General features: G+C 50.6%; 22 protein-coding genes. 11 read left to right on the top strand and 11 right to left on the bottom strand.

Annotated elements, in window-relative coordinates; genetic code table 11:
* Positions 1-4 precede the first annotated feature (4 nt).
* On the bottom strand, positions 5-1,429 hold the full coding sequence (ccoG, locus tag EYB30_RS07770; protein ID WP_166838349.1) for a cytochrome c oxidase accessory protein CcoG: 1,425 nt from the start codon (positions 1,427-1,429) through the stop codon (positions 5-7).
* Between the two features lie 266 nt (positions 1,430-1,695).
* On the opposite strand from ccoG, the gene EYB30_RS07765 reads away from it, so the two are divergent.
* Both EYB30_RS07765 and EYB30_RS07760 read left to right on the top strand, forming a co-directional pair.
* Positions 1,696-2,058 (top strand): hypothetical protein, encoded by a 363-nt coding sequence (locus EYB30_RS07765; RefSeq protein ID WP_166838348.1) that lies wholly within the window; start codon positions 1,696-1,698, stop codon positions 2,056-2,058.
* A 14-nt stretch (positions 2,059-2,072) separates the two neighbouring features.
* Positions 2,073-2,495 carry a DUF3010 family protein gene (locus EYB30_RS07760; protein ID WP_166838347.1) on the top strand — a complete coding sequence of 141 codons (423 nt, stop codon included), beginning with the start codon at positions 2,073-2,075 and terminating at the stop codon, positions 2,493-2,495.
* 29 nt (positions 2,496-2,524) lie between these two features.
* On the opposite strand, the gene EYB30_RS07755 is transcribed toward EYB30_RS07760, so the two are convergent.
* The 4 genes from EYB30_RS07755 to EYB30_RS07740 form a co-directional block, all read right to left on the bottom strand.
* The gene (locus EYB30_RS07755) at positions 2,525-2,845 is read right to left on the bottom strand and encodes a ribbon-helix-helix protein, CopG family (RefSeq protein ID WP_166838346.1); all 321 of its coding nucleotides are present in this window, start codon (positions 2,843-2,845) and stop codon (positions 2,525-2,527) included.
* Positions 2,802-3,500: a nucleotide-binding protein gene (locus EYB30_RS07750; RefSeq protein ID WP_166838345.1), complete on the bottom strand. Its 699-nt coding sequence runs from the start codon at positions 3,498-3,500 to the stop codon at positions 2,802-2,804. Before EYB30_RS07750 ends, EYB30_RS07755 begins: the two co-directional genes overlap by 44 nt.
* 175 nt (positions 3,501-3,675) lie before the next feature.
* Positions 3,676-4,464, bottom strand: a complete 789-nt coding sequence (locus tag EYB30_RS07745) for a peptidylprolyl isomerase (protein WP_166838344.1) — start codon at positions 4,462-4,464, stop codon at positions 3,676-3,678.
* Positions 4,465-4,534: 70 nt separating this feature from the next.
* Entirely contained in the window at positions 4,535-6,526 is a 1,992-nt protein-coding gene (locus tag EYB30_RS07740; RefSeq protein WP_166838343.1) for a DNA topoisomerase III, read from the bottom strand.
* Positions 6,527-6,690: 164 nt separating this feature from the next.
* Between EYB30_RS07740 and EYB30_RS07735 the strand changes: the two genes are divergently transcribed.
* Together EYB30_RS07735 and EYB30_RS07730 are read left to right on the top strand one after the other, a co-directional pair.
* Positions 6,691-8,466, top strand: a complete 1,776-nt coding sequence (locus tag EYB30_RS07735; protein ID WP_166838342.1) for a coiled-coil domain-containing protein — start codon at positions 6,691-6,693, stop codon at positions 8,464-8,466.
* Positions 8,459-9,568, top strand: coding sequence for an MBL fold metallo-hydrolase (locus EYB30_RS07730; protein WP_241697997.1), 1,110 nt, complete (start codon positions 8,459-8,461; stop codon positions 9,566-9,568). The genes EYB30_RS07735 and EYB30_RS07730 overlap by 8 nt, the downstream gene beginning before the upstream one ends.
* A 14-nt stretch (positions 9,569-9,582) precedes the next feature.
* On the opposite strand, the gene EYB30_RS07725 is transcribed toward EYB30_RS07730, so the two are convergent.
* Together EYB30_RS07725 and EYB30_RS07720 are read right to left on the bottom strand one after the other, a co-directional pair.
* The gene (locus EYB30_RS07725; protein WP_166838341.1) at positions 9,583-9,861 is read right to left on the bottom strand and encodes a superinfection immunity protein; all 279 of its coding nucleotides are present in this window, start codon (positions 9,859-9,861) and stop codon (positions 9,583-9,585) included.
* Positions 9,862-9,864: 3 nt separating this feature from the next.
* On the bottom strand, positions 9,865-10,020 hold the full coding sequence (locus EYB30_RS07720) for a hypothetical protein (protein ID WP_166838340.1): 156 nt from the start codon (positions 10,018-10,020) through the stop codon (positions 9,865-9,867).
* A gap of 180 nt (positions 10,021-10,200) precedes the next feature.
* Between EYB30_RS07720 and EYB30_RS07715 the strand changes: the two genes are divergently transcribed.
* Complete coding sequence (locus tag EYB30_RS07715) at positions 10,201-10,725, top strand: RNA polymerase sigma factor (RefSeq protein ID WP_166838339.1); 525 nt, start codon at positions 10,201-10,203, stop codon at positions 10,723-10,725.
* Positions 10,715-11,308: a hypothetical protein gene (locus EYB30_RS07710; RefSeq protein WP_166838338.1), complete on the top strand. Its 594-nt coding sequence runs from the start codon at positions 10,715-10,717 to the stop codon at positions 11,306-11,308. The genes EYB30_RS07715 and EYB30_RS07710 overlap by 11 nt, the downstream gene beginning before the upstream one ends.
* Before the next feature lie 117 nt (positions 11,309-11,425).
* Here EYB30_RS07710 and EYB30_RS07705 read toward each other — a convergent pair whose 3' ends face one another.
* The 3 genes from EYB30_RS07705 to EYB30_RS07695 all read right to left on the bottom strand — a co-directional run bounded on the left by EYB30_RS07705 (position 11,426) and on the right by EYB30_RS07695 (position 14,311).
* The gene (locus tag EYB30_RS07705) at positions 11,426-12,214 is read right to left on the bottom strand and encodes a putative porin (RefSeq protein ID WP_166838337.1); all 789 of its coding nucleotides are present in this window, start codon (positions 12,212-12,214) and stop codon (positions 11,426-11,428) included.
* 161 nt (positions 12,215-12,375) lie between these two features.
* Complete coding sequence (locus EYB30_RS07700) at positions 12,376-13,494, bottom strand: SLC13 family permease (RefSeq protein WP_241697996.1); 1,119 nt, start codon at positions 13,492-13,494, stop codon at positions 12,376-12,378.
* Between the two features lie 22 nt (positions 13,495-13,516).
* On the bottom strand, positions 13,517-14,311 hold the full coding sequence (locus tag EYB30_RS07695; protein WP_206674593.1) for a kinase: 795 nt from the start codon (positions 14,309-14,311) through the stop codon (positions 13,517-13,519).
* A 39-nt stretch (positions 14,312-14,350) separates the two neighbouring features.
* Between EYB30_RS07695 and EYB30_RS07690 the strand changes: the two genes are divergently transcribed.
* From EYB30_RS07690 to EYB30_RS07680, 3 genes are all read left to right on the top strand, one after another.
* The gene (locus tag EYB30_RS07690) at positions 14,351-15,658 is read left to right on the top strand and encodes a short-chain fatty acid transporter (protein ID WP_166838336.1); all 1,308 of its coding nucleotides are present in this window, start codon (positions 14,351-14,353) and stop codon (positions 15,656-15,658) included.
* 160 nt (positions 15,659-15,818) lie between these two features.
* A complete protein-coding gene (locus EYB30_RS07685; protein WP_166838335.1) occupies positions 15,819-17,951 on the top strand; it encodes a TonB-dependent siderophore receptor in 2,133 nt (710 codons plus the stop codon).
* A gap of 255 nt (positions 17,952-18,206) precedes the next feature.
* Positions 18,207-19,055, top strand: a complete 849-nt coding sequence (locus tag EYB30_RS07680) for a pepsin/retropepsin-like aspartic protease family protein (protein WP_206674592.1) — start codon at positions 18,207-18,209, stop codon at positions 19,053-19,055.
* Positions 19,056-19,113: 58 nt separating this feature from the next.
* Here EYB30_RS07680 and EYB30_RS07675 read toward each other — a convergent pair whose 3' ends face one another.
* Positions 19,114-21,252: a TonB-dependent siderophore receptor gene (locus EYB30_RS07675; protein WP_166838333.1), complete on the bottom strand. Its 2,139-nt coding sequence runs from the start codon at positions 21,250-21,252 to the stop codon at positions 19,114-19,116.
* A gap of 135 nt (positions 21,253-21,387) precedes the next feature.
* Here EYB30_RS07675 and EYB30_RS07670 point away from each other — a divergent pair, with 135 nt between their 5' ends.
* Entirely contained in the window at positions 21,388-22,539 is a 1,152-nt protein-coding gene (locus EYB30_RS07670) for a PepSY-associated TM helix domain-containing protein (RefSeq protein WP_166838332.1), read from the top strand.
* Positions 22,526-22,996, top strand: a complete 471-nt coding sequence (locus EYB30_RS07665; protein WP_166838331.1) for a hypothetical protein — start codon at positions 22,526-22,528, stop codon at positions 22,994-22,996. The genes EYB30_RS07670 and EYB30_RS07665 overlap by 14 nt, the downstream gene beginning before the upstream one ends.
* Positions 22,997-22,998 lie beyond the last annotated feature (2 nt).

Below are 22,998 nucleotides of genomic sequence, written 5' to 3'. Positions count from 1 at the left end.
TACACTAACGGCCAACAAAAAATTTCGTCTCTTGTTGTAACTGCACGTCAGGGCTGTCTGCTTGTTGCACAGTGAAACGAATATCCAGGCTGCGTTTTTCAGTTACATAAGGGTCCAGCGCTAAACTGATAGGCACATTTAACGTTTCACCGCCGCTGAGGCTAACCTGTTGCGGCCCTATCCAGTTAAACGTCTGGTTGCCATCAACACTCAGGCTGAAAACAACCTGCTGTTGCGACTTATTGGAAATACTTAAGGTATAAGTATTTTCAACCAACCCTTCATTGGTTTCGCGGTACAGTGCGCCACGGTCGCGGATAATATTCATTTCAAACGGCACCCGGCTGTACAGCGTCCAGACAAAGGCGCCACAAACAACAATCAACACCAGCAGGTAACCGAGCAACTTAGGCCGCAATACCTTAGTGGGCTTGCCGTTTAAGCTGTGCTCGGTGGTGTAGCTGATCAGACCCGTCGGATAGCCCATCTTGGTCATGGTATCATCGCAGGCATCAATACAAGCACCACAGTTAATGCATTCATACTGCAGGCCGTTACGGATATCGATACCGGTGGGGCATACCTGCACACAAAGGTTGCAGTCGATACAATCGCCTAAGCCTTTGTCTTTATAGTCTTTATCTTTACGGCTACGCGGGCCGCGGTTTTCACCGCGTTTTTCATCATAGGTAACGGTAAAAGTGTCTTTATCAAACATCGCTGACTGAAAACGCGCGTACGGACAGATGTGGGTGCACATAATTTCCCGCATCCAGCCGGCATTACCATAGGTGCAAAGGGTGAAAAACAGCACCGACAAAACAGCCCAGAAACCGGCCTGTAGCGTAAAAAACTCAACAAACAAAGGCCCGACCGGCGTAAAATAGCCGACGAAAATCAGCGAGGTCAGTAGCGAAAATGCCAGCCAGCAAAAATGGGTAGCGGCTTTTTTAAAAAATTTGCTGGCCGACCAGGGATCCGCATCCAATTTCATCCGCTGATTGCGCGTACCCTGAATTTTTTCTTCAAACCAGATAAAAATAAAGGTCCAGACCGATTGCGGACATAAATAACCACACCAGACCCGGCCATAAAACGCGGTGATAAAAAACAGTGCATAAGCCGCAATAATAAAGATCCACGCCAGTATGGTGAAATCCTGCGGCCACAGTGTCAGCGCAAAAATATTAAATTTCTGTTCAGTAATATCCAGCAGGATGGCCTGATGGCCGTCATAGCGCAACCAGGGCAGCAGCATAAACAGCCCCATAAAGACAAACCCCATATAGCGCCGTATCGCCTGATGCAAGCCCTTAACCGCCCTGACATAGATGCGATCGCGCGGGTGATACTGGCCGCTACTGGCGGCAGCTTTATGCACTTCAACATGCACAGGAATATTTTTGATATCTATTTTTTGTTGATCCACGCCTTACCCCGATACTGCCCTGTTGCCGTTGCCGCAGAGTATAACAGCTTACAGACAGAATTTTTTTGACCTGTAACAAAGCAAATTCTGTGCCCGGCCAGCAGTCCCTGTTTGAGCATCAGTCAACAGAAAACTGCCAACCAAGGTGACAACACTATCTAAAAAGCGTTAACTTACTTTACAGTAATAGCTGGTGCAAAACCCACGATGCGCTGCGCAGTGCAATCCGTTACAATAGCGCCTTGTCTTACCGGAGTATCGACGCGATGAAAAAGTTTTTCTGGTTAGTGGTGGTAGTGTTACTACTGATTACCTTTTCTGATCACGACCTGATCCGCCCCTATAAAGAACAGTTGTTTGAACTCATACTGGATAAAGCGGCTATTGCCAGTGACGATAAAGAAGCCACGCTGCGCAAAACACGTAAGCAATTGCTGGCCCTATCGGAGCAATGGGGCGAAGGCCAGCGCGCCCAGCTGGACAAAGCCAGCAGCAGTGTAGAGAATTTAATGCGGTTTCGCCGTGACTACTGCGTCAACAAGGATTTCAACCCTATATTGTTTGGCGAGCCGTTGCAGCAAAGCTGCCGTATTATCGAAAGTCATTACCAGAATTTAAGTAAACCCTAAGCAGAGGACGGCCCATGCGCACATGCGGTATTGAGATAAAAGGCAGTGAAGCGATCATCTGTCTGATGACATTGAACAATGGTCTGTTCGAACTGCCAGACTGCCGGCAAAATCGTTTTGCCCTAAGCAAAGACGCAGATCAACAGCAAATGCGGCATTTTCAGTTCACCGTTGCCAAATTTCTTGAAGACTATCAGGTGAAGCAGCTTGTAATAAAAGAGCGGCCACAAAAAGGCAAATTCGCCGGCGGCGCTGTAGGGTTTAAAATTGAGGCGGCCTTACAACTGATCGCCGGCTGCGATTGCACCTTAATTAGCGCAACCGAAATAAAAGAAAAGCTAAAGCGCTACCCACTGCCGGTTGACTTTAAAGACACCGGCTTAAAAGTATTTCAGGAAACCGCTTTTCTGGCGGGTTATGCCTTTTTAGCCAAATAACACTATTCAGACTAACCGGCCACCGCCGGTTATTTTTTTTGTTTTGCCAGGCTACGTTTTACCGGTTTACTGGCTTGCAATATCAGCTTGCGAATTAATTTGGATTTCGGCTCGCCCGTGGCTTTGCTCAGCTCTGTCAGCGCATCAATTGCTTCCTGGCTCAGCGTAAAGGTGGCATGCCGCATTGGCAAACGCGTGGTATCGTCGTCTTCATCAGGCAGCAGTTGACGCAAACTAACAATGCGCGGCATACCCATTGCGTAGTTGTTGGCATCATCGATAAATTCGTCGGCCGTAAAACCGGCTTTACCGTGCGGCTGAGACTTTTTCTTCAGATCGGTCAGCGCCATCTTCTTGTATCGCCTTCATTGCCAATAACTCGGTTACTATATCACGGATTTCCTGCGCCGCTTTGCCGTCCGGTTCAACATCCATTACCGACAGGCCTTTTTCTTCGCTGTCATCATAGGTGTTACGGTTATAGGTAATGGCATCCAACACCCTGATATTAAAAGACTTACAGACATCTTTTGCATCCAGGATACGGCCAACCTGATTCGGCAACGATGGGCATTGAGTAATAACGCAGCCAACAATCATGTCAGGGTTTACCACATTACAGGCGCTGACTAAGTCTTCCAGATGCTCCAGTGTTTTTAAATCGCGTCGCTTGGGTCGCAGCGGAAAGAGGACATGCGACGCCACCACCATTGCCGAGCGCAGTGCCACACTGTCCTGGCCGCCACAATCGACAATTACCACGTCATAGTGCATCTCGAGGCTTTTCAATTCATAACGGATCTTGCCGTACATCTGCACACAATTGATCCATGGCAGAGACGGGTCTGTATGACGTTCCTGCACCCAGTCCGACGAAGTACGCTGCGGGTCGCAGTCTACCAGCATGACGTTTGCATTTTTTTCGCGGGAAAAATAGACCGCTATATTCTGTGCCAGGCAGCTTTTACCGCTGCCTCCTTTTTCGCCACCTACTAACAAGATCATCAGGCTATCCTCATTTCCACTTAATGGCTGCCAGGCTGTTGGCAGAGCCTTACACCTAAGTGTAGATGACAACGCTGACTTCACCAGTAAACGCAATAGAAAGATAGCGCTAACTGAATGCTTTACAACAGCTTACCAGCCACAACACGGGGCCGGGGCCCCGTCCGGGCAATAATCAGCGGCGGCGACGTCTGAACGCCAGCAAGCCAAGTGGTAACAATGCTAACCAACCGACGCTGCCGGCAGAACTACCCGTAGTCGGTGGCGGTGGCGGTGGCGATGCATTAGGCACCAGTGTCAGCCCGGCGACAGTATTCGGTCTGGCATCTACCACCACCACAGATTCAATGGTAATCAGGTTATCCGCTTGCAGCGGCTTATTATCATCGCGGTCAGTGTTACTGTAATTACGCAGCGGCAGATCCTGAATACCCGGAAAGTTAAAACGCGGCAAGGCAGCAATGGCATCTACCACTGCCATATCTGCGCTGCTAATCTGACCAAATACGGTAAAGCCCTCGTTTTGGATATCCAAACTTGGGGCGCCACCGCTGTTATTCGCCAAATTAACAAACCACTGGCTGGTGGCACTATTAGGGTTACTGGCTAACTTGGCCATGGCTACGGTACCGCGCACATTAGACCATTTTGGTTCATTAACGATAGGTGCATTGGTATTGATGGCTTTTAACGGTAGCTGCTGTTCAAACACAAAGCCGCCGCCCTGAATCACAAAACCCGGCGCAGAACGGTGTATAACAGTGCCATCGTAACGGCCGGCGCTGACATAATTGAGAAAGTTTTTCACGGTCACCGGTGTACTTTCGTCGTACAGGTTAATTTCAAACTTACCCAAATTGGTTGTCACTTCTACTATGGTGGCCTGTGCCTGGCTGCCACAGGTAAGTGACAGCGTAACCAACACAGTATGTAAAACGTTTTTACCGCGTATTGAACTAAACATAAAAGTGCTCTCCAGTGTATTGCGCTGCAGCTTAAAGCAGTCCACAAAACAAAATCCAGCGGGATAACAATTAATTACGCTTAGTTACAGCCCTTGTGGTTGTTGGCTTACGCCGATAGCTACGATTAACCGCTTTATTGCCTGTCATAGGCCTTTTCGCCCGCCATGGCCGTTTTTGCTGCGATGACGCCAGACCGTCGGGAAATACTGCCGTAGCGCCGGTTATCAGTTGCTGTAGCTGGGCGATCAGCGGCTGCATAAACGCCTGATAACTTTGCTGCCGCTGGCAAATCGCGTTCAGCGCGGCCTCCCAGCGGGCTGTCATATCGGGCAAGACGGCTTGCTCTGGCAGGGCAGCAATAAGCGCCCTACCTGTTGCCGTAGCGTGAATTTGCTTAGCGTCGCGCTGTAAAAAGCCGCGGTTAAACAGCAGTTCAATAATACCGGCGCGGGTCGCTTCGGTCCCCAAGCCATCAGTGTCACGCAGAATTTTCCGCACCGCATCATCCTGAACGTAACGACTAATGCCCGTCATGGCTGCCAGCAAGCTGGCGTCTGTAAATGCGGGCGGGGCTTTGGTTTGTTTCTCCAACACAGTGCCCGCTGTACAAATTAACGACTGGCCCTGCACCAAAGGCGGTAAAACGCTATTATGCGCGCCAGCATCGTCCTGCGTCGGCTTATCGCTTTCAGCCTGGTCAGCCCGGAACAACAGCTTCCAGCCAGGCTTGCGCTCTGTGCGGGCTTTGGCAATAAAACAGCCACCGGCTATGTTCAGTTCTACTTCGGTATCGCTATAACAAAAAGCCGGATAGAACTGTGCCAGATACTGCCGCGCAATAAGCTGATACAACTGCTGCTGTGGCAGGCTGAGCTTTTGTAACGGCATACGCTTTTCTGTCGGAATAATGGCATGATGCGCGGCGACTTTGGCATCGTTCCAGGCTTTGCTAATCAGACGGGTATCAGCTTGTTGTACTGCTGTGGTCAATGCCGGGGTATTGGCGGCTACCGCCTGGCATACTGCGGCCGCTTGTTGCCACTGCTCTTTCGGTAAATGCCGGCTGTCAGAGCGCGGGTAGGTAATTAACTTATGCCGCTCGTACAACTGCTGACAGTGATCCAATACCTGCTGCGCAGTCATGCCGTAACGTTTGGCAGCGTCTATCTGCAACGCTGACAAATTGTAAGGTAACGGTGGTGCTTGCTGGCCGTCTTTATGCTGTACTCTGGTTACTGCTGCATTTTGACCGCTGATTTTTTGTTGCACCTTTTCAGCCAGGGCCCGCAGCAATACCCGGCCGTCCTCATCCTGCCACGGCGCACAAGCTGCGCTGGGCTGCCATAACGCGGTAAAAGTGTGTTTGTCGTCAGTTTCAACTGTCACCACTACCTGGTAAAACGGCTTGCTAACAAAATCAGCGATTTCCTGGTCGCGCCGCACAACCAGACCGAGCAAGGGTGTTTGCACTCTTCCTACTGACAATACGCCCTGATAACCGGCTTTTTGCCCCTGCAGGGTATAAGCCCGGGTCATATTAAGCCCATACAGCCAGTCGGCGCGGCTGCGCGCCAGCGCCGACGTGGAGAGCGGCACAAAATCTTTGTTCCACTGCAGCTGTTCAAGCGCCCGCTTTACCGCCGGCGGATTTAAATCACTGATTAACAACCGCCTGGTCGTTGCCAGCTTTGCACCGCTGACACCACAATAGGCCAACACTTCGTCAACCAGTAGCTGGCCTTCTCGATCAGGATCACCGGCATGCACGATCTGATCGGCCTGACGCAACAATTTCTTCAACACGTTAAGCTGCTGTTCAGCTGACTTGCGTACTTTTAACAGCCATTTATCCGGAACTATCGGCAGTTGTGCTGCCTGCCAGCGTTTATAATCGGGGTTATAGTCTTGCGGTTCAGCCTGTTGCAGTAAGTGGCCAACGCACCAGCTAACCACATCACCGTTGGCCAGGCGAATAAAACCGTTTTCTTTTTGCTGAGGCTTTGGCAATACAGCAGCAATGGCCCGGCCTAAACTGGGCTTTTCTGCAATATACAGGATCATAGCAGCACCTTAACTGTATCTATATACAGTAATTTAGCCGACCAACACGATGTATGCAAAGAAAATGTAATTAAAATTTGGTTTTAAGCAAAAAGTGCTTAAAATGTGAAGTCGGTTCCGGTTGTTATTTTTAGTACTTCCACCCAGTCAGTTGGATATAAACAATGCAATATAGTGAAGTTAAGAAAATCTGTGATGAATTGCACAAAACAGGCAAACCCGTTTCATTAGATTATTTAATTTCTAAAGTGCCCGGCGCTCAAGCCAGTCTGGTTGTACACTATCAGAAGTGGCGTAACGAGCAAGCCAACCGCGCACCTGCGCCAGCTGAAACTTCGGAGGACAGTATGTTTAGTGCCGACTTTATCAGTGCCTTTAAGCGCGAGTCTGAACAATACGCTAAGAAACTGACCGATCAGCTAAATCAGCAATTGCAGCAGGCGATGCAGGCAGAAGTACTGGCCGCCGAGCACAACCGTGAACTGCAGCGCGAAGTTGAGCAACTGCAACAACGGAAAACCGAACTGGAAAACAGCCTGCAACAACAGCAGCAACAGCTGTCAACGCAGGCAGAAAAATATGCCAGCCTCAGCGACGAGCGCGACCAGGCAGTGAAGCTAAACCAGAGCCAGCAACAGGAACTGGATGACGCCAAACAACAATTGACCGCACAGCAACAGGCCCTGGCGAAAGTTGAGCAGGAATTAAAAGCCAGCCAAAGCACGCTGGAACAACTGCAACAACAACTCAAAGCGGCTCAGCAAGATGCCGAGCAAGCGAAGCAAGAAGCAGAGCAAATCCAGTTAAAGCTGATCAGCGCCCAGCAAACCCAAGACGAGCTGGAAGAGCAACTACAGAAAGAACAACAAGTTAATCAGCAAAAGTTGCAGCAACTGCAAAGCGAACTTGCCGCAGCAGAACAAGAGCTTGAGCCGCTGCAGGCAAAAGCTAAAGCCGCCGAACAGGCAGAGCAACAGCTTAAAACCTTGCAGCAGTCTGAAGCAGCGGTTAAGGCCGAGCTGGCCAGCGCACAACAAGCCAGTAAAAAAGCCCTGCAAGATCTGCAAACCCGTGAGCACGATGTTACCGAACTGCAGGCGATGCTAAATGAGTTTGAAAACAAACTGCAGCAAGCTACTAAAACAGAAACCCAGGCCGTTGCACTAAATAAAAGGTTGCAGGCGCAACTGGAACAGTTGCAAAACGCTGTCAATGAACAAGGCGGCGCAACGGCCGATCAAGCTGAACTGGTTGCTGCACAGGCAGCACTCACCGCCGAGCGGGATAGTGCACTGCAACAACTGGCTGAAGCCCAAAAACTGGCGGAAAAACTCGCCGCAGAGCGTGATCAGGCGCAAACCCAGCTGGAACAGGCGCAACTACCAGAGGCGGCACTGGAGCCCGGTGTAGCCGACGCGGAAAATAAAGCCGCACAAGAAACCATAGCCCGGCTGGAAAAAGAAGTAGACAGCCTGAGCAAGCAACTGAGTGAGCTGAATAAACAACTGGATCACAGCAAGCGCGATGCTGACGTGCAACGCGATAATGCCCTGAAGGCAGAACAGCAACTGGATGCGATGCAAAAAGCCCAGTCAACAGAAATTGATGACTCGCAAGATATTCAGGCCACGCTGGAGCAACTACGCGCCAATAATGCCATGCTAAAAGAGCAAAGTGCTATTACCGCCGGTCACCAGGCAGAGCAGCGCGAAGTTATCCGCCAGTTACGCGAAGAGTTACAGCAACAACGTGACATGGTTGCTGATATGCAGCTGGAGCATGACAAGCTGAAGAAACAAAAATCGCAACTTGAGCAACAAGTCAGCTTTGTTAAAGATAACGCTGCCGCCACTATTGAGCGCTTAACCCGTTATCGCGAGCAGGCGCAGGAAAAAATTGAAAAGCTGGAGAAAAAGCTTAGTAAAGCCTCTGATGCTTGATAAAGCGCCAGCTGTTATTCCTAACACCACGATGCTGCTTTGCAGCATCGTTTTTCTTGCTTCCTGTCATAGCCCTAACCATATTAAACAACACGTTGGCGAAAATGCGGTTATTGAGCAATTTACGGACGGCGAAAACGTCGGCCGCTTTCGTAACCTGTTCCGCCCAAAACAAGGCTGGCCAGAATATCCGGTGACCTGTGAGAGCAACTGTTACCCGGCACATACTGCGGTGGCTTGTAAAACACCAGGTCAGGACTGTCAGTATATCGGGCCGCAACAGGCCCCCAGGCTTAACAGCGGCTTTAGCCTGCAGTGGCTGGGCCATGCCAGCTTTTTAGTGCACACGCCAGATGGCCAGCAACTGTTATTTGATCCGGTATTCGGCCAGTTTGACTGGCCGCTAAACTGGGCGCAGCATTTGGTCGGTATTATTAAACGGCCCTATACGCCCAACCTTAGCCCGGAGCAACTAGCCCAAACTGACGCCGTGCTGTATTCGCACCTGCATTATGACCACTTTAGCCATGCCAGCATCGCGCAAATAGGTAACAACGCAACCTATTATCTGCCGCTGGGTATGGCAGACTATATGCCAACAGGCGGCTACCAGATCATCGAAAAAGCCTGGTACAGCCACAGCCAGCGCGGAGAATTAAACATTCACTTGTTACCGGCTCACCACTTTAACAGCCGCAAGCTGTTTAATGATGACAACAAAGCGCTGTGGGGTGGCTGGTTGCTGGAACATAACGGTAACACGTTATTTTTTGCCGGTGATACCGGCTATTCAGCGCACTTTAGCGATATTCAGCAGCGCTACGGCGATATCGATATCTGCCTGCTGCCGATCGCATCCTATCATCATGAAGAAAACGCCGACTGGTACCGCTATGTGCATACTACGCCGGAAGATGCGTTAGTGGCCGCAGCAGAGCTGGGTTGCAAGCTGATGATCCCTTGGGGTTATGGTAATGCCAGCTGGCAGATGGGGGATATTAGTTCACACTCGCCGCTGCTGCGCTTGTTGCATATGCAGCAGCAACTGGATAGCCAGGTGCCGCTGCTGATTTTAAACGAAGGCGACAATGTCGTGTTATAGCTTAGCCACAGCCGTTATTGCACTGGTGTTAGCCGGGCTTTAGCGGCCAGCTTATTGCTCAGTTTACCGGTAACCGCCCATACCAGTAGTGCAAGCCAGGCGATCCAGGAAAAACCAGCCGGAATATTCAGCAAGGCAATTTTACCCAAATGCTGGCGGTTAAACGCCAGTGCCAGCAGGCTGGGTAAAAACCACACCGTTAAAAAGAACAATCCAAAGCCGAACAGAAACAGCAGATCAGCCTGTTGCCAGGCGCTGCTAAAGGTAGCGGTAAACTGGTTTAGGGTTTCCATCTGTTAGTCCTCCTTGGTGACTTTTTTAACGGTAGCTTCCACCACTACCGCAATCAGCCACAATGCCGCAAAAAAGATGCCAAACGATATCAGCTGGTGGCTGTCAGCCTGATACCAAGCTGTCGTAAATGGCGTTAATAAGTCTTGTAGGGTTTCCATTGCTATATCCTCGTTGTAATAAAGTCGTCATCAGTTAAGTCATTGATTGCTTGTCAGCTGTTACAGATTATTTTTTTATTTTTTTGTGTAACACTTGGCAGCGACAAACAGACTTAATAGGCAGGCGCAGTAAAAAGCGGTGTCACACGGACCAAAAACTCAACAGCAAGGCAGCCTAGTTTGACAACAGCACCCAACAGCGCGCAAAGCGCGATCGATTTTGTATTGCAGCTGTGGCAGCAGCACCAGGGCGCCATTAGCCGCGCATTGCTGGCCAACGAAGCCGACCCGGCAGCACGGCAGGATTTAAAGCAGGATATTTTCCTCGCCCTGCACCAGGCGGCTGAACGCTTACAGGCAGCTGAGCTGCCAAGGGCGTATTTATTTCGCATAGTGCATAACGTTACGGTTGATCATATTGCCCGCGCGCAGCGGCATAAATGGCAGCCGCTAGATGACGATATCCAGCAGCAGCTGCTGGATGACTGCCCGTCCGAGCAGTTGGGCGAAGCGCAGCAAAGCCAGCAACTCATGCAGGCGGTGCGGCGCTTATCGGCCGCCAACCGCCAGGTGATATTGCTGGCGATGGAAGATTTAGATGCACCAGAGATCGCAGACATTCTGCAGATCAGCCATGGTGCCGTTAGGGTGCGGCTTAACCGTGCCAAAACAGAGTTGATGGAGTTAATGCAAGATGGCCGATAATTTTGATTTTGCCGCGCTGGCCAAAAGCTGGCAACAACAGCCGATGAGCGAAGAAACACCACCCAGTGCCGCTGATTTAGCCGAGGCCAGTCAGCGTCAGCGCGAACAAAAGCTGCTGATGTACGGCGAATGGCTGGGTGCGGTTATTATGGCGGGCACGGCGGTGTGGTTGTTATTTAACCTGCCTGGCTGGCTGGGGGGGATCTCAGCGTTGTTTCTGGGACTGGGTGCACTGAGTGCTGCCTATGCCAGCTGGCATATCCACCGGCCGATACTGGCGTATGATAACTGGAGCAGCGCCGGCTTACTGCAATTTCGCCGCCGTGCCTGTCAGCTCAGTTTGCAGTACTATCGTTACACGCAGCTTGGCTGTGCCGCGCTAATACTGTTTACGTTAATCCTGTGGCTATTGCATCTATGGCAACTGGACGATACTCCTATGACAATGCTGTTGTTTTATAGCCTTATTGTATCGCCAGCCTGCTTATTTGGTATTTACCGGCTGCAGCAAAAAGTGCAGCAAAAAGCCACCGAGCTGATGCACTTAAACAGATTGGCAGACGACTTTCAATACAGGGAATAATGTTGCTGCTAGATGCCGCTGTATTGCCTGTCATCTTTAAATATCAGTTGCACTAAAACCTTATGCCGCAATGAACAATATCAACCACAGCGCGTCAACCGGCTGTGGTTGCTTAGGTTAAAAGCGCCAGTTTATTCCCAGATCCCAGGCGTACTCTGAGTCTGCAGCATCTTCCAGTCCTATACCGGCTTTCAATTGCAATTGTGGCGTAACAAACCAACTGCTGCGGATGCCGGCACGATCGCTACTGACTAAATAATCTTCTGACATATTGTCGTTAATAAAAACGCCCATAGATAGCGCAGGATTAAAATAGTAGTCCAAAGCCAAAGCCAGGCTGTCGCTACGAGGCCCTTCGTTATTAAAATAGCTTGCACTAAAGTTTAAAAAGCTCCCTGAGTCAAACGCCCAGATCTTCTCCGAACTGACACCGTAGTGCCAATAACTGTCGCGGCTTTCTACTTTTTCATTTTGCAGATGCAGTTTTACCAGCCAACCGGGCTGAATAAAATAACCTGCGCTGCTGCTGGTTTTATGGCTTGAGAATTTACTTAACCGCAAATGTTCTAATGAAAAATACCAATCATGCTCGGTAGACTGATAGATGCCGCCAATATTCCAGGCGCTGAACGACTGAGGCGCATACCACAAGGTACTATCTAAATCCGAATGCAGATAATTAATTGCCACTGAACTGCGTCGGCCAAATTGCTGCAAAGCAGCATAAGGCAGGTTTTGCTCAGTGCTATTTCCGCTCAGATAATAACGGTAACCCAGATTATTACTGCTAAAACCATAATTCTGATAGTTGTTATTAAAGTGGCTAAAGGTGAGCTCTGAAGAAAATGGTTCTGCAGCAACGGCATTTACACAGACTATCAGCGAAAAAGGTAAAGCTAATTTCATTTAAAATCCTTATTAAACAATACAATAACTATCCAGCATCCTTTAGTGTGTGATGCAACAGCAGAACATGATGGAAGTTGTAAGCCCGGCTTGTGCCAAAAAGCTGATGTGCTAAAAGCTGGCGTATTTGACTGCAAAATATCCTAAGGTTCAATTAAAGTTTACAAAATTAACAGCCCAAGGCCCAGGCTAAGAAAAAATACCGGCAGCGACCAGGTGTGAAACTCACGCCACAGTCCTGGCTGCCGGCTTAACCTAAGCGCAATTAAGTTAGCCAGTGAGCCGATAGCCAGGCCAAAGCCGCCCACACTCACGCCCCAGCTTAATGCGCGCCAATCGTCGGTAAAGTGCTGCAGAAAAATCGCTGCCGGCACATTGGAAATTAGCTGCGATAGCAGCGCCGACCCGGTATAACTACCATTAGGCAGCGCCATTAAGTGCGTTGCCAGCTGTTGCATCAGCGGCAATTGTGCCAGCAAGCCTAAATCAATAAACATCAGCATAAATACCAACAGCAACAGCCAGTCGATACCCGTTATCACACTGCGTTTGAACACCGCATAAGCGGCCAACACAGCAAGGGCAGCGATGGGAGCTAACTGAAACTCCATTGCCAGAATAAACAGCGGATAACCGGCCAGCGACCAGACAAATAAACGCCGGTTATCAGCGCTGTTATTATGTGGCACGGCAATACTGAGCTTATGCGAGCCAAACGCCAGACTGCTTAATAGCAAAATCAGCAGCAATAAGCTCAGCGCTAACGGTGCCATCATCAGCGTAAATTGCCAGAAGCTATAACCGGATGCTTGCCACAACAGCAGATTTTGCGGGTTACCAATAGGCGTTAAGGCCGAGCCGGCATTCACCGCCAGCGCCAGAAAGATAATCAGCCGACCTACCGGCAAACCGGTCAGGCGGCCAATGTTCAGACTGATTGGCACCAGGATAAACAGCGCTACATCGTTAGTCACAATAGCCGATAACAGTGCCGCGAACAGCAATAGCAGCAGCGCTAACAGGCGCTCTGTGTGGCAACGCGGCAATAGCCAGGCGGCAAACCGGGCCAGATAACCGCTATCTTCCAGCGCCCGGCTTAACAGCATTAAACCAGCCAGCGCCGTTACGGTATGCCAGTCGATCAATGCCGCTATGGCAGCTGGTGTTACAGGTTGCTGCCACAACAACAGTGGCAACAGCGCTAGCAACGTCATTAGCAAATAGTCTTCCCGCAGGCGGGACAGTAAAGTGCGCATCAGCTTTTGATCAGTCGTCATCATTTCCGCCGCCATTATAGCGGCTTTAACAAAATTCAGGCTGCTGCTGGGGGTTCAGGTTGATAACAATATCGGCCACGTTGGGCAGCTGCTGCCAGCTGGCCAGGGTTAAGCGCTGAAACGGCAACATAAAGCGCTTAAGTTCGGTGTCTGTCATGCCGCAGCCGCGCGTACGCCAAAGCTGCTGCTCCTGCTTCGCCCGCCAGTGGCACACGCTTTGCCAGTCGGGTGCCTTAAGCCAGATCAGCGGCTTAACCAGCTGCCAGTAGTCAGCATAGGGCCCGGCCAATTGGCTGTTAACATAATGCCGCCAGCGGCCATCGCTATCCTCATGCTGCTCCAGTGCGTTAACCGGCACTGCCAGCTCGGCTGCTGTTTGTGGCGCTATACCCAAACACCAGCCTTCGACGATCAACACATCCAGTTGCTGTACTGCTAATGCTGCGGTAGGCTCGTCCATTGCTTTATCAAACTGCGACAAGGCTACGGGCCAGCCGGCCAGCACAGCGCGCGCATCACTAAGCGCCTGCTGAATATTATGCGTACCCGGCACGCCGCGCTGGCTCAACAAAGGGTGAGCTTGGTTTGCCAGTTGCTGCCGCTGCGCTTTGCTTAAGTAATAATCGTCCAGCGATACCGCAGCCGCCTGAATACCATGTAGTTTCAGCTGTGCAACTAATTCGGCGGCTAAAGTGCTTTTACCACTGCCCTGAGCGCCGCTGATACCGACAACGGCCGGTAAGCTAAGGTCGGATTGCAGTCTCGCCATTAACTGGGCTAAGGTTGTCTGATACGGCATACTGTTACGAAAGTCGCTCATGCTAAACGCCCGGATAAATAACTTACCAATGAGTCTACTATGCTAAACGCTGCTGCCAAACCCTTTGTAAAACTGGTCGAACGTTATCTGCCAGATCCTTATATTTTTGTGCTGTTGTTAAGCATAGTGGTGTTCGCTGCCGCAGTATTATTTCAGCAGCAAAGTGCGCTGCAGGTGCTGCAATACTGGGGCGACGGCTTTTGGGGCCTGCTAAGTTTTTCTATGCAAATGCTGCTGGTGCTGGTAACCGGTTTTATGCTGGCCAGTACGCCGCTGGTGACCGGCTTGCTAAACCGTTTGGCGGCGCTGGCGAAAAGCGCCGGTCAGGCCATTGTTCTGGTTACAGTTATTTCATTAATTGCCAGTTGGCTGAATTGGGGTTTTGGCTTAGTGGTCGGCGCCTTATTTGCCAAAGCCTTAGCACGGCGGGTTAAGGTGGATTACCGCCTGCTGGTCGCCAGCGCCTATTCTGGTTTTATTGTCTGGCACGGCGGCCTGGCTGGCTCTATTCCGCTGACTATCGCCACGACGGGCCATTTTAGCGCAGCGCAAATTGGCATTATCCCAACCAGTGACACCATTTTTGCCGGTTTTAACCTGTTGTTAGTGGCGCTATTGTTTATTGCCGTGCCGCTGCTGAACTACTTAATGCGGCCCAGCGCTGCTGATAGCGTTTATATTGATCCGGCCAAACTGCAACCTAATGCTGTACCGGTAGCCGGCAACGAGCGCCCGGCCGATAAACTGGAAAACAGCCTGCTGCTGGCGTTACTGGTTGGTTTTGCCGGTGTTGCCTATTTAGTGCAGTACTTTGCCAAAGGCGGCGGCCTGAATCTGAATATCGTTAACTTCCTGTTTTTGTTTCTCGCCATAGTGCTGCACGGTACACCACGGCGCTTATTGCACAGCCTGCAACAGGCGATACAGGGCGGCGCTGGTATTGTTATCCAGTTTCCGTTTTACGCGGGCATTATGGCGATCATGCTGCAGTCTGGTTTAGCGCAGAGTATGTCACAGTGGTTTGTCAGCTTCGCCAGCGCGGAAACGCTGGCGTTCTGGAGCTTTATCAGCGCCGGTATTGTCAATATCTTCGTACCGTCCGGCGGCGGCCAGTGGGCAGTGCAGGCACCGGTTATGCTGCCGGCAGCGCTGGAGCTGGGTGCTGATGTCAGCCGCATTGCTATGGCGGTGGCCTGGGGCGATGCCTGGACTAACCTCATTCAGCCGTTTTGGGCCTTGCCTGTACTGGCAATAGCCGGGCTAAAAGCCAAAGACATTATGGGCTATTGCCTGCTGCAGCTGGTAGTAACCGGCGTTATTATCAGCCTGGTGCTGAGTTTTGGCTGAATTTTAGCAAAAAGCTACGCAGGAAACCTAATTGTCAGCACTATGTTTAATTTGTTGCAACGCTATGCAGCTGTACTGATTTTGTGCAACTGAAACCACTAAATAGTATTGATAATGGTTATCGTTACTGTATGATCTTCGGAAAATTCCGGAGGTGATAATGCGTAGCATGAACAAATTAAAACTGGCGCTGGCGGTGCAGCTGGCATGTTTGCCTGCTGCTGTTGTAGCGGCAGAGACGGCAGCCCAAGATGACAAAGCGGTTGAAACCATTACCGTGCGCGGTCAGTACACGGTGAATGAAACTATCGATACCGCTACCGGTCTTGGCTTAACGCTGCTGGAAACGCCGCAGTCGGTCAGCGTGATGACAGCGCAGCGCATTCAGGATTTAGACATCAGTTCTATCGCCGATGCGGTAATGCAAACGCCGGGCCTTACATCAAAGTCCTTTGACAGTACCCGCAATACGTTCAGTGCCCGCGGCTTTGATATCGACAAATTTCAGCTCGATGGTGTGCCGGTGGCCTGGAGTTTAGCCGGTGACTCCGGCGAAACCATCACCGACGTGGCCATTTACGAGCGCATTGAAGTAGTGCGTGGCGCTACCGGTTTACTGACTGGTGTTGGCGAGCCTTCAGCCTCTGTTAACCTGGTGCGCAAACACGCGAATGCCCGTGAACTGACCGGTTATATCAATGGCGGTATTGGTAGTTGGAATAAGCGCTATATGACAGCTGATGCCACTACGCCGCTCACGGCAGATGGCAATGTGCGTGCCCGTTTCGTGGCGAAAAAAGAGCTCAGTGAAAGCTTCCGCAATCTGGCAGAGGAAGACAAAACCGTATTGTACGGCGTACTGGATGCCGATCTAAGTGATGGCATGACACTAAGCCTGGGCAGCAGCTATCAAGATAATAACCCTACTGCTTCTACTTGGGGCGCTTTGCCGCCGCTGTTTACTGACGATATGCCAACCGATTGGGACAGAGGTACTACCACGGCAGCAGACTGGACGCGCTGGGAATCAACCAGTAAAAACCATTTTGCCAGCTTAACCCAGCAGTTTAATAACGGCTGGCAGCTGAAAGTAAACCTGAACCATAACGATAACAGCGCGCAAACCCGTTTGTTATACATTTACGGTGCCGCAGATAAAGACAGCGGAGAGGGCTTATTCGCCTGGCCGTATAACAGCGATGGTTTTAGCAAACAAACCAGTGTCGATGTTCAACTGCAGGGTAGCTACCGCCTGCTTGGTCGCGAGCATGAATTCGTGGTCGGCGCCTTAAACAGCAAACAACAGTCAGAAGTACAAACCTATGCCGCTCTGGTGTGGCCGGGCACAGGTAACTTCTATCAGTGGGATGGCAGTGTCGCTGAGCCGGCCTGGGACAGTACAGCAGTGCAGGCGGTTGACCTGGATACCGATCAGACAGGCTTTTACGCAGCTACCCGTTTTGCCATTACTGAGCAGTTAAAACTGATTGCCGGTGGCCGCTATACCGAGTGGCAGCGCAGCGGCCTTAACTATGGTGCTGAGCTTAATTTTGGTGACGACAAATTTGTGCCCTATGTCGGCCTGACATATCAGGTGGCTGATAACCACATGCTGTACGCCAGCCATACCGAAATTTTCACGCCGCAGGATGCCTATGACCGGAATCGCCAATTCCTTGATGCGATAGTCGGCACGAATCAGGAAATCGGCGTAAAGAGCAGTTATCTTGACGGCGCACTGCAAACTGCATTTGCCGTATTTCGTATCGAGCAAGACAATCTGGCGCAGGCAGACAGTGATTACAACGACCCGGCCAATAATTTCTTCCCGTCTTTCGCTGCCAAGGGCGCTGAAAGCAAAGGCTTTGAGCTGGAAGTGATAGGCCGCATTAATCAGCAGTGGAACCTGAGCGCCGGCTACTCTCAATTTAATGCTGAAGATCGTAACGGCGTCGATATTAACGCTAACCACCCACGCAAAAAACTGAACCTGTTCTCTACCTATGAGTTTACTAAGTTGCTGGCCGGCCTGACGCTTGGCGGCGGTTTTAGCTGGGAGAGTGAGTCGTACAGCGATATGCTGACGCTACCGACGGCAGGCACACCTTACCGGATCAAGCAGGACAGTTATGTACTGGCCAACCTGATGGCGCGTTATGAAGTGAACAAGCAATTATCGCTGCAGCTGAACGTGCACAACCTGTTTGATGAAACCTATTACAACGGCTTAACCCAGCAATATAACTATGGTGCACCGCGTAACTTCAGTTTAGGCGCCACCTGGTCGTTCTAAACTGACAGAAACAAAGAAGAATGGCCGCAATCGCGGCCATTTTTTATGCTGTTACCGCCTTCAGACGCTGCAAAACCACCTGACGGCAAGCTACCTATTTTAGGCAAAACCAATCTAAAAAATTTACATTAAAGTTGCTTTGTCGGCCCTTATTTAATAACCTGGTTGCATTTAACCACTTTAGGGAATCTCATGCTCAGGCTATGCATTATTGCGCTTGTATTAATCGCTTTTACCACCAACACACAAGCAGACATGACGCCGTGGACGGACATGAAGGTGCAAAATGGCCATATCTTAATTCCAGTGAAAGTAGCCGGTATTGATACCTACGCGATGCTTGATACCGGCTCTCAGCTCAACGCTATTAACCGGGCATTTCGTCATAAGCACAACCTTAGTTTTAGCAACGGCAAAAAGGTTAACATCCGTGGTATTTATGGCACTGAAAAAATGCAAACCTTTAATAAAGTGCCGGTTTCGTTCTTCGGTGTGGAAACCACGCTTAACAAAGTGGCCGATATTGCTATCGGCCACCATAGTAACGGTATATTACTTGGCGCCACCTTTCTTGATCAATTTGTTATACAAATGGATTACCCAAATCAACGGATCCGTTTTATCACACATAACTCCATTGATATGGCAAAACTGGAAAATATTGAATTTCAGCTGCATAAAAGCCAGGCTATGCCCTTAGTTAAGCTCGGTTTAGGGCCGGATAAAGACGTCTGGGTACTGTTTGATACTGGTAATAATGGCGGCGTCTTGTTCGACAAAGCGCTGGCTGAGGCAATGGGCTGGTCCAATAACCTGACTGAAACTCAAAGCATTGCAGTTGGAGCCACAAGTCACATCTCAGTAATGAATAATTATCGCATTCCAGAGCTGCAGTTTGGCCCCTATACGCTGGAAAATGTGCTGGTCAGTGTGCCAGATGACAGCAAACTGAATCTGCTGGAACGGCATAGAGAACTTGGCAGCCGCATTCGGGGTAAACGTGTACAAGGGATTCTGGGGTACGATGTGTTACAACACTTCGTAGTCACCGTCGACTATAAAAATGGCCATGCCCATATTGGTTTGCCGGACGATGCCCGTTAAACAAATAGTGTGTTGAATGTATAGTGGCCGCGAAGCGGCCACTTTTTATGGCTACAATTTAAAACTGATACCGCAGGTTGGCACTAATGGCACGGCGCTGGCCGTAGAAGCAATCACCACGGGCTAAGCAGGAGGTGATCACGGTTTTATCAGTGATATTCTGTGCCTGCAGGCTGATTTGGTAAGTGCCAAAGTTATAACCGACCATCGCATCAAACAGCGTATAGCTGTCGGTCATCAGTGGGTTATTCAGCACCACGCCGTTTTGTTCAACATAGGCAGTACCGTCTGAGGTTTCACCAACATAACGCACACCGGCACCAAACTGCCAGTTTTGCAGCGTGGCCGGGCGCCAGGTCGCCCACACCGAGGCTAAATGCTCCGGCTGCGCTGATAAGGTCGCGCCCAGCTCACCCGGCGTATTGCTTTGGCTGACATAAGCATCGATATAGGCATAACTGGCGTAAATATCCAGCTCTTGCCAGGCCAATTGCGCTTCCAGCTCGATACCCTTAGAGGTTACTTCGCCATCCTGTACCTGACCGTTGGGGTTAATTACCGCCGGATCGCTGGCCTGCACTGCCGATAAAGTGGTGGTGCGGTTTTGCTCGGTAATATCAAACACCGCCGCTGTTAATAAGTGTTCAGTGCCTTTTGGCTGATATTTTAAACCGGCTTCTACCTGCTGGCCTTTTTTCGGTTCAAATGGCTTGCCGTAGGCATCAGTGCCAAGCAGCGGCTCGAACGATTCACTAAAACTGATATAGGGCGAAATGCCACTGTCAAACAGATACATTAAGCCTAAACGGCCGGTAGTGGCGTTTTGCGTGCTGCTGGCAGCGTTTTGTGGGTTAGTGGTGGCGCGGTCACGCCGTAGCGCAGCAGAAACCAACCACTTATCGGCAATTTTCATATTGTCCTGCAGGTAAATGCCGGCCTGATAGACAGTGCTGGACGGATTATCGGCAATATTGGCTTCGGTGGGCAGGTTCGTTATCTGGCCATATACCGGGTTATACAAGTCCAGCAAACCACCGGTTGCGGCATAAAAGCTATCGTTGTCAGTGTACGCGTTTTGATAATCAAAACCAGCGACCAGCCTATGCTGTACCGCACCGGTTTGCAGTGTGCCGTGCAGCTGTAAATCACTGGTGAAGGCGCGGGAGTCAGCGTCACTTAAATACACCACCCGGTTTACGCTGCGGTTATCATCCTGCAGCTTTGGCGGCCAGCCGTACATGGTATGGTAATCAGCATGGCTGTCACTGTAGCGGCTGGCGAGACGCAGCTGCCAGTCGGCGGATAAGTCATGTTCTACAATCGCCGTTAACGCTGTTTGCTCGGTATCGTATTTATCAAAGCCCGGCTCTGATACAAAGCGGTTGCTTGGGATCTGGCCAAATTCATTCGGCACAATAGTGCCCTGATGCGGGAAAAACTGCGTGCTGGAGCCGGATTCATTCTGCTGAAAATTGGCCAATACGGTAATTTTAGTGGCGTCGCTGGCCTGCCAGCTAAACGATGGTGCCAGCACCACACTGTTATCCGGCACATAGTCGGTTTGCGTATCGCTGTCACGCCACAATGCGACCAGGCGGCCCTGCAGTGAGGCATCGTCATTTAACGCACCGGTAATATCACCCGCCAGTTGTTTGCGCGAATAGTTACCCAGTTGCGCCCATAACTGGCCGCTGGTTACTGGCTCCGGCTTTTTGCTGACCAGATTAACAATACCGCCAATAGAGCCCTGGCCATACAGCACTGAGCTTGGGCCTTTTAATATTTCAATTTGCTGCAGCGCATAGGGCGCGATGCGCACATTGTTGTAATAGCCAAACAGTGATTTTAAACCATCCAGATACTGCACCGGCGATACACCGCGAATTTGCGCCCAGTCACCGCGGGTATCCAGGCCATAAGGGCCATTATATAACCCCGACACATAACCCAGTGCGTCCTGTACCGTTAAGGCACCTAAATCGGCAATGCGCTCTTCAGTCAGTACTGACACCGACAGCGGCGTTTCAATAATAGGCGTGTCGGTTTTTGCGCCAGAGGCACTGACATAAGAGATTAAGCCGCGTGAGCTTTTTACCGTGATCACTTCAACGGCCTGCTCGTCACTATTTACTTGTTGAGCTGCCAGCGGATGCGCGATAGCAGCGATAATGCCTAGCGTTAATATCGAGTACTTCATGGTGAACCTTAGCCTTAACCCAGTTAAACTGCCGATATGTTAATGATAATAGATCTCAATTACAATAGCAGTTGATAATCATTGCCATTACCATTAAACTGCGGCACAAGAGATAAAGCAGTTCAGGCATACAAGATGGCAAAACTTAGTAATCGCTTTTGGTTTCAGCTGCATGGCTGGTTTTCACTGCCGATCTGGCTGATTTTCTGCTTTGTCTGCATTACTGGTACCATCGCCGTATTCAGCCATGAACTGACCTGGTTAACCAACCCGGCCTCGCGCGCCACTAACCCGGACAATTTACCGGCCAAACCAATCGCCGAGCTGGTGGCGGCGGTGCAGCAGGCTTATCCTACCGCCGATGTTGGCACTGTGATGGTGCTTGAGCCTTATCTGGTTAATGCCATTATCTTTACCGATCACGATAAGCCACAGGCTATCGCCTATGTAAACCAATACAGCGGCGAAATTCAGCAAATAAATCATGGCATTACATTTATTGGCTTTATGCGCAGCCTGCACGGTTGGCTGCTGTTTCCGTGGCCGGGCAGTTACAGTGTTGGCTATTACCTGGTATCGGCGATGGCGCTGGTAATGCTGGGCGCCTTAGTTACCGGCCTGATTATTTATAAAAACTTCTGGCGCAGCTTTACCCAACCAAAAATCCGTTTTAATCAGGGCAAAAAAACCGTGCTTACCGATTTACACCGCTTAGCCGGCGTCTGGTCGATCTGGTTTTTAATCGTAATGAGCGCCACTGGCTTGTGGTATCTGGTGCAGGCCGTCATGTGGCATGCCGATATCGACATAGAACCGCATGCGCCGCTGGTAGCCGCTGAGCAGCTGCCGGCAACACAAACCCAGCCAGCGGTCAGCTTTGCCGATGCAATGCAAATTGCGAAGCAGCGCTTCCCGGATTTTCAGCCCAGCTATTTGATGCTGCCCGAGCATAACCGCGGCATGTATAACCTGATGGGTGGTGGTGAGCACATTTTTTATGATCAGTATTCGTACAGCCTGAGCATTAACCCCTGGACCGGCGACATAGCTCAGGAAAAATCACCGCAATCGATGAGCGCGCTGCAAACAGTCATGCATATTGCCGATCCACTGCATTACGGCACTCTGGGCGGCATCTGGACTAAGGCCATCTGGTTTTTGTTTGGCCTGCTGTTATCCGGCATGTCGATTACCGGCTTTATGATCTGGGGTAGCCGCACAGTAAAAGCGGTACGCGAAAGCCGCCGCAGCAAGGCTTTGCAGGAGGTTAACCATGGCGCGTCGTAACAGTATCTGGCAACGGCATAAATACAAGCTTAATGGCCTGGTGCTGCTGTTGCCGTTCTGGTTCTTGTACCAGTCACTGACACCGGAGTTTCCGCCGATGTGGCCAGCGCAGCAAATTGGTGATTTTGAAATAGCGCCTATGCCGCTGAACCTGGAGCCGCCTTATGCTCATCACGACGAGTACGTAAAAGACTTTATGCTGATCTTCAACAAAGGTGATATCTCGGCTATTCGCCAGGGCTATTTAAACATTGGCCCACAAGCGTTGCCATTGGCACAGCTGCAACAAGGTGAAGAAGGCATACTGCACGGCAGCCGCCACGGCCAGCATGTGCATGCGATAGCGCCAAAAACACTGAGTGCGGATGATAAAGTCTGGTTAACGCTGCAAACCTGGCAGGGTGAAACCCTGATTACCAGTTGGCCATTGCCCGCCGGGCTGATAGCGCCGCGCTGAGT

It is taken from the genome of Rheinheimera pleomorphica (assembly GCF_011634895.1).
Lineage (GTDB): Bacteria > Pseudomonadota > Gammaproteobacteria > Enterobacterales > Alteromonadaceae > Alishewanella > Alishewanella pleomorphica.
This window is presented reverse-complemented; position numbering and strand designations above follow the sequence as displayed.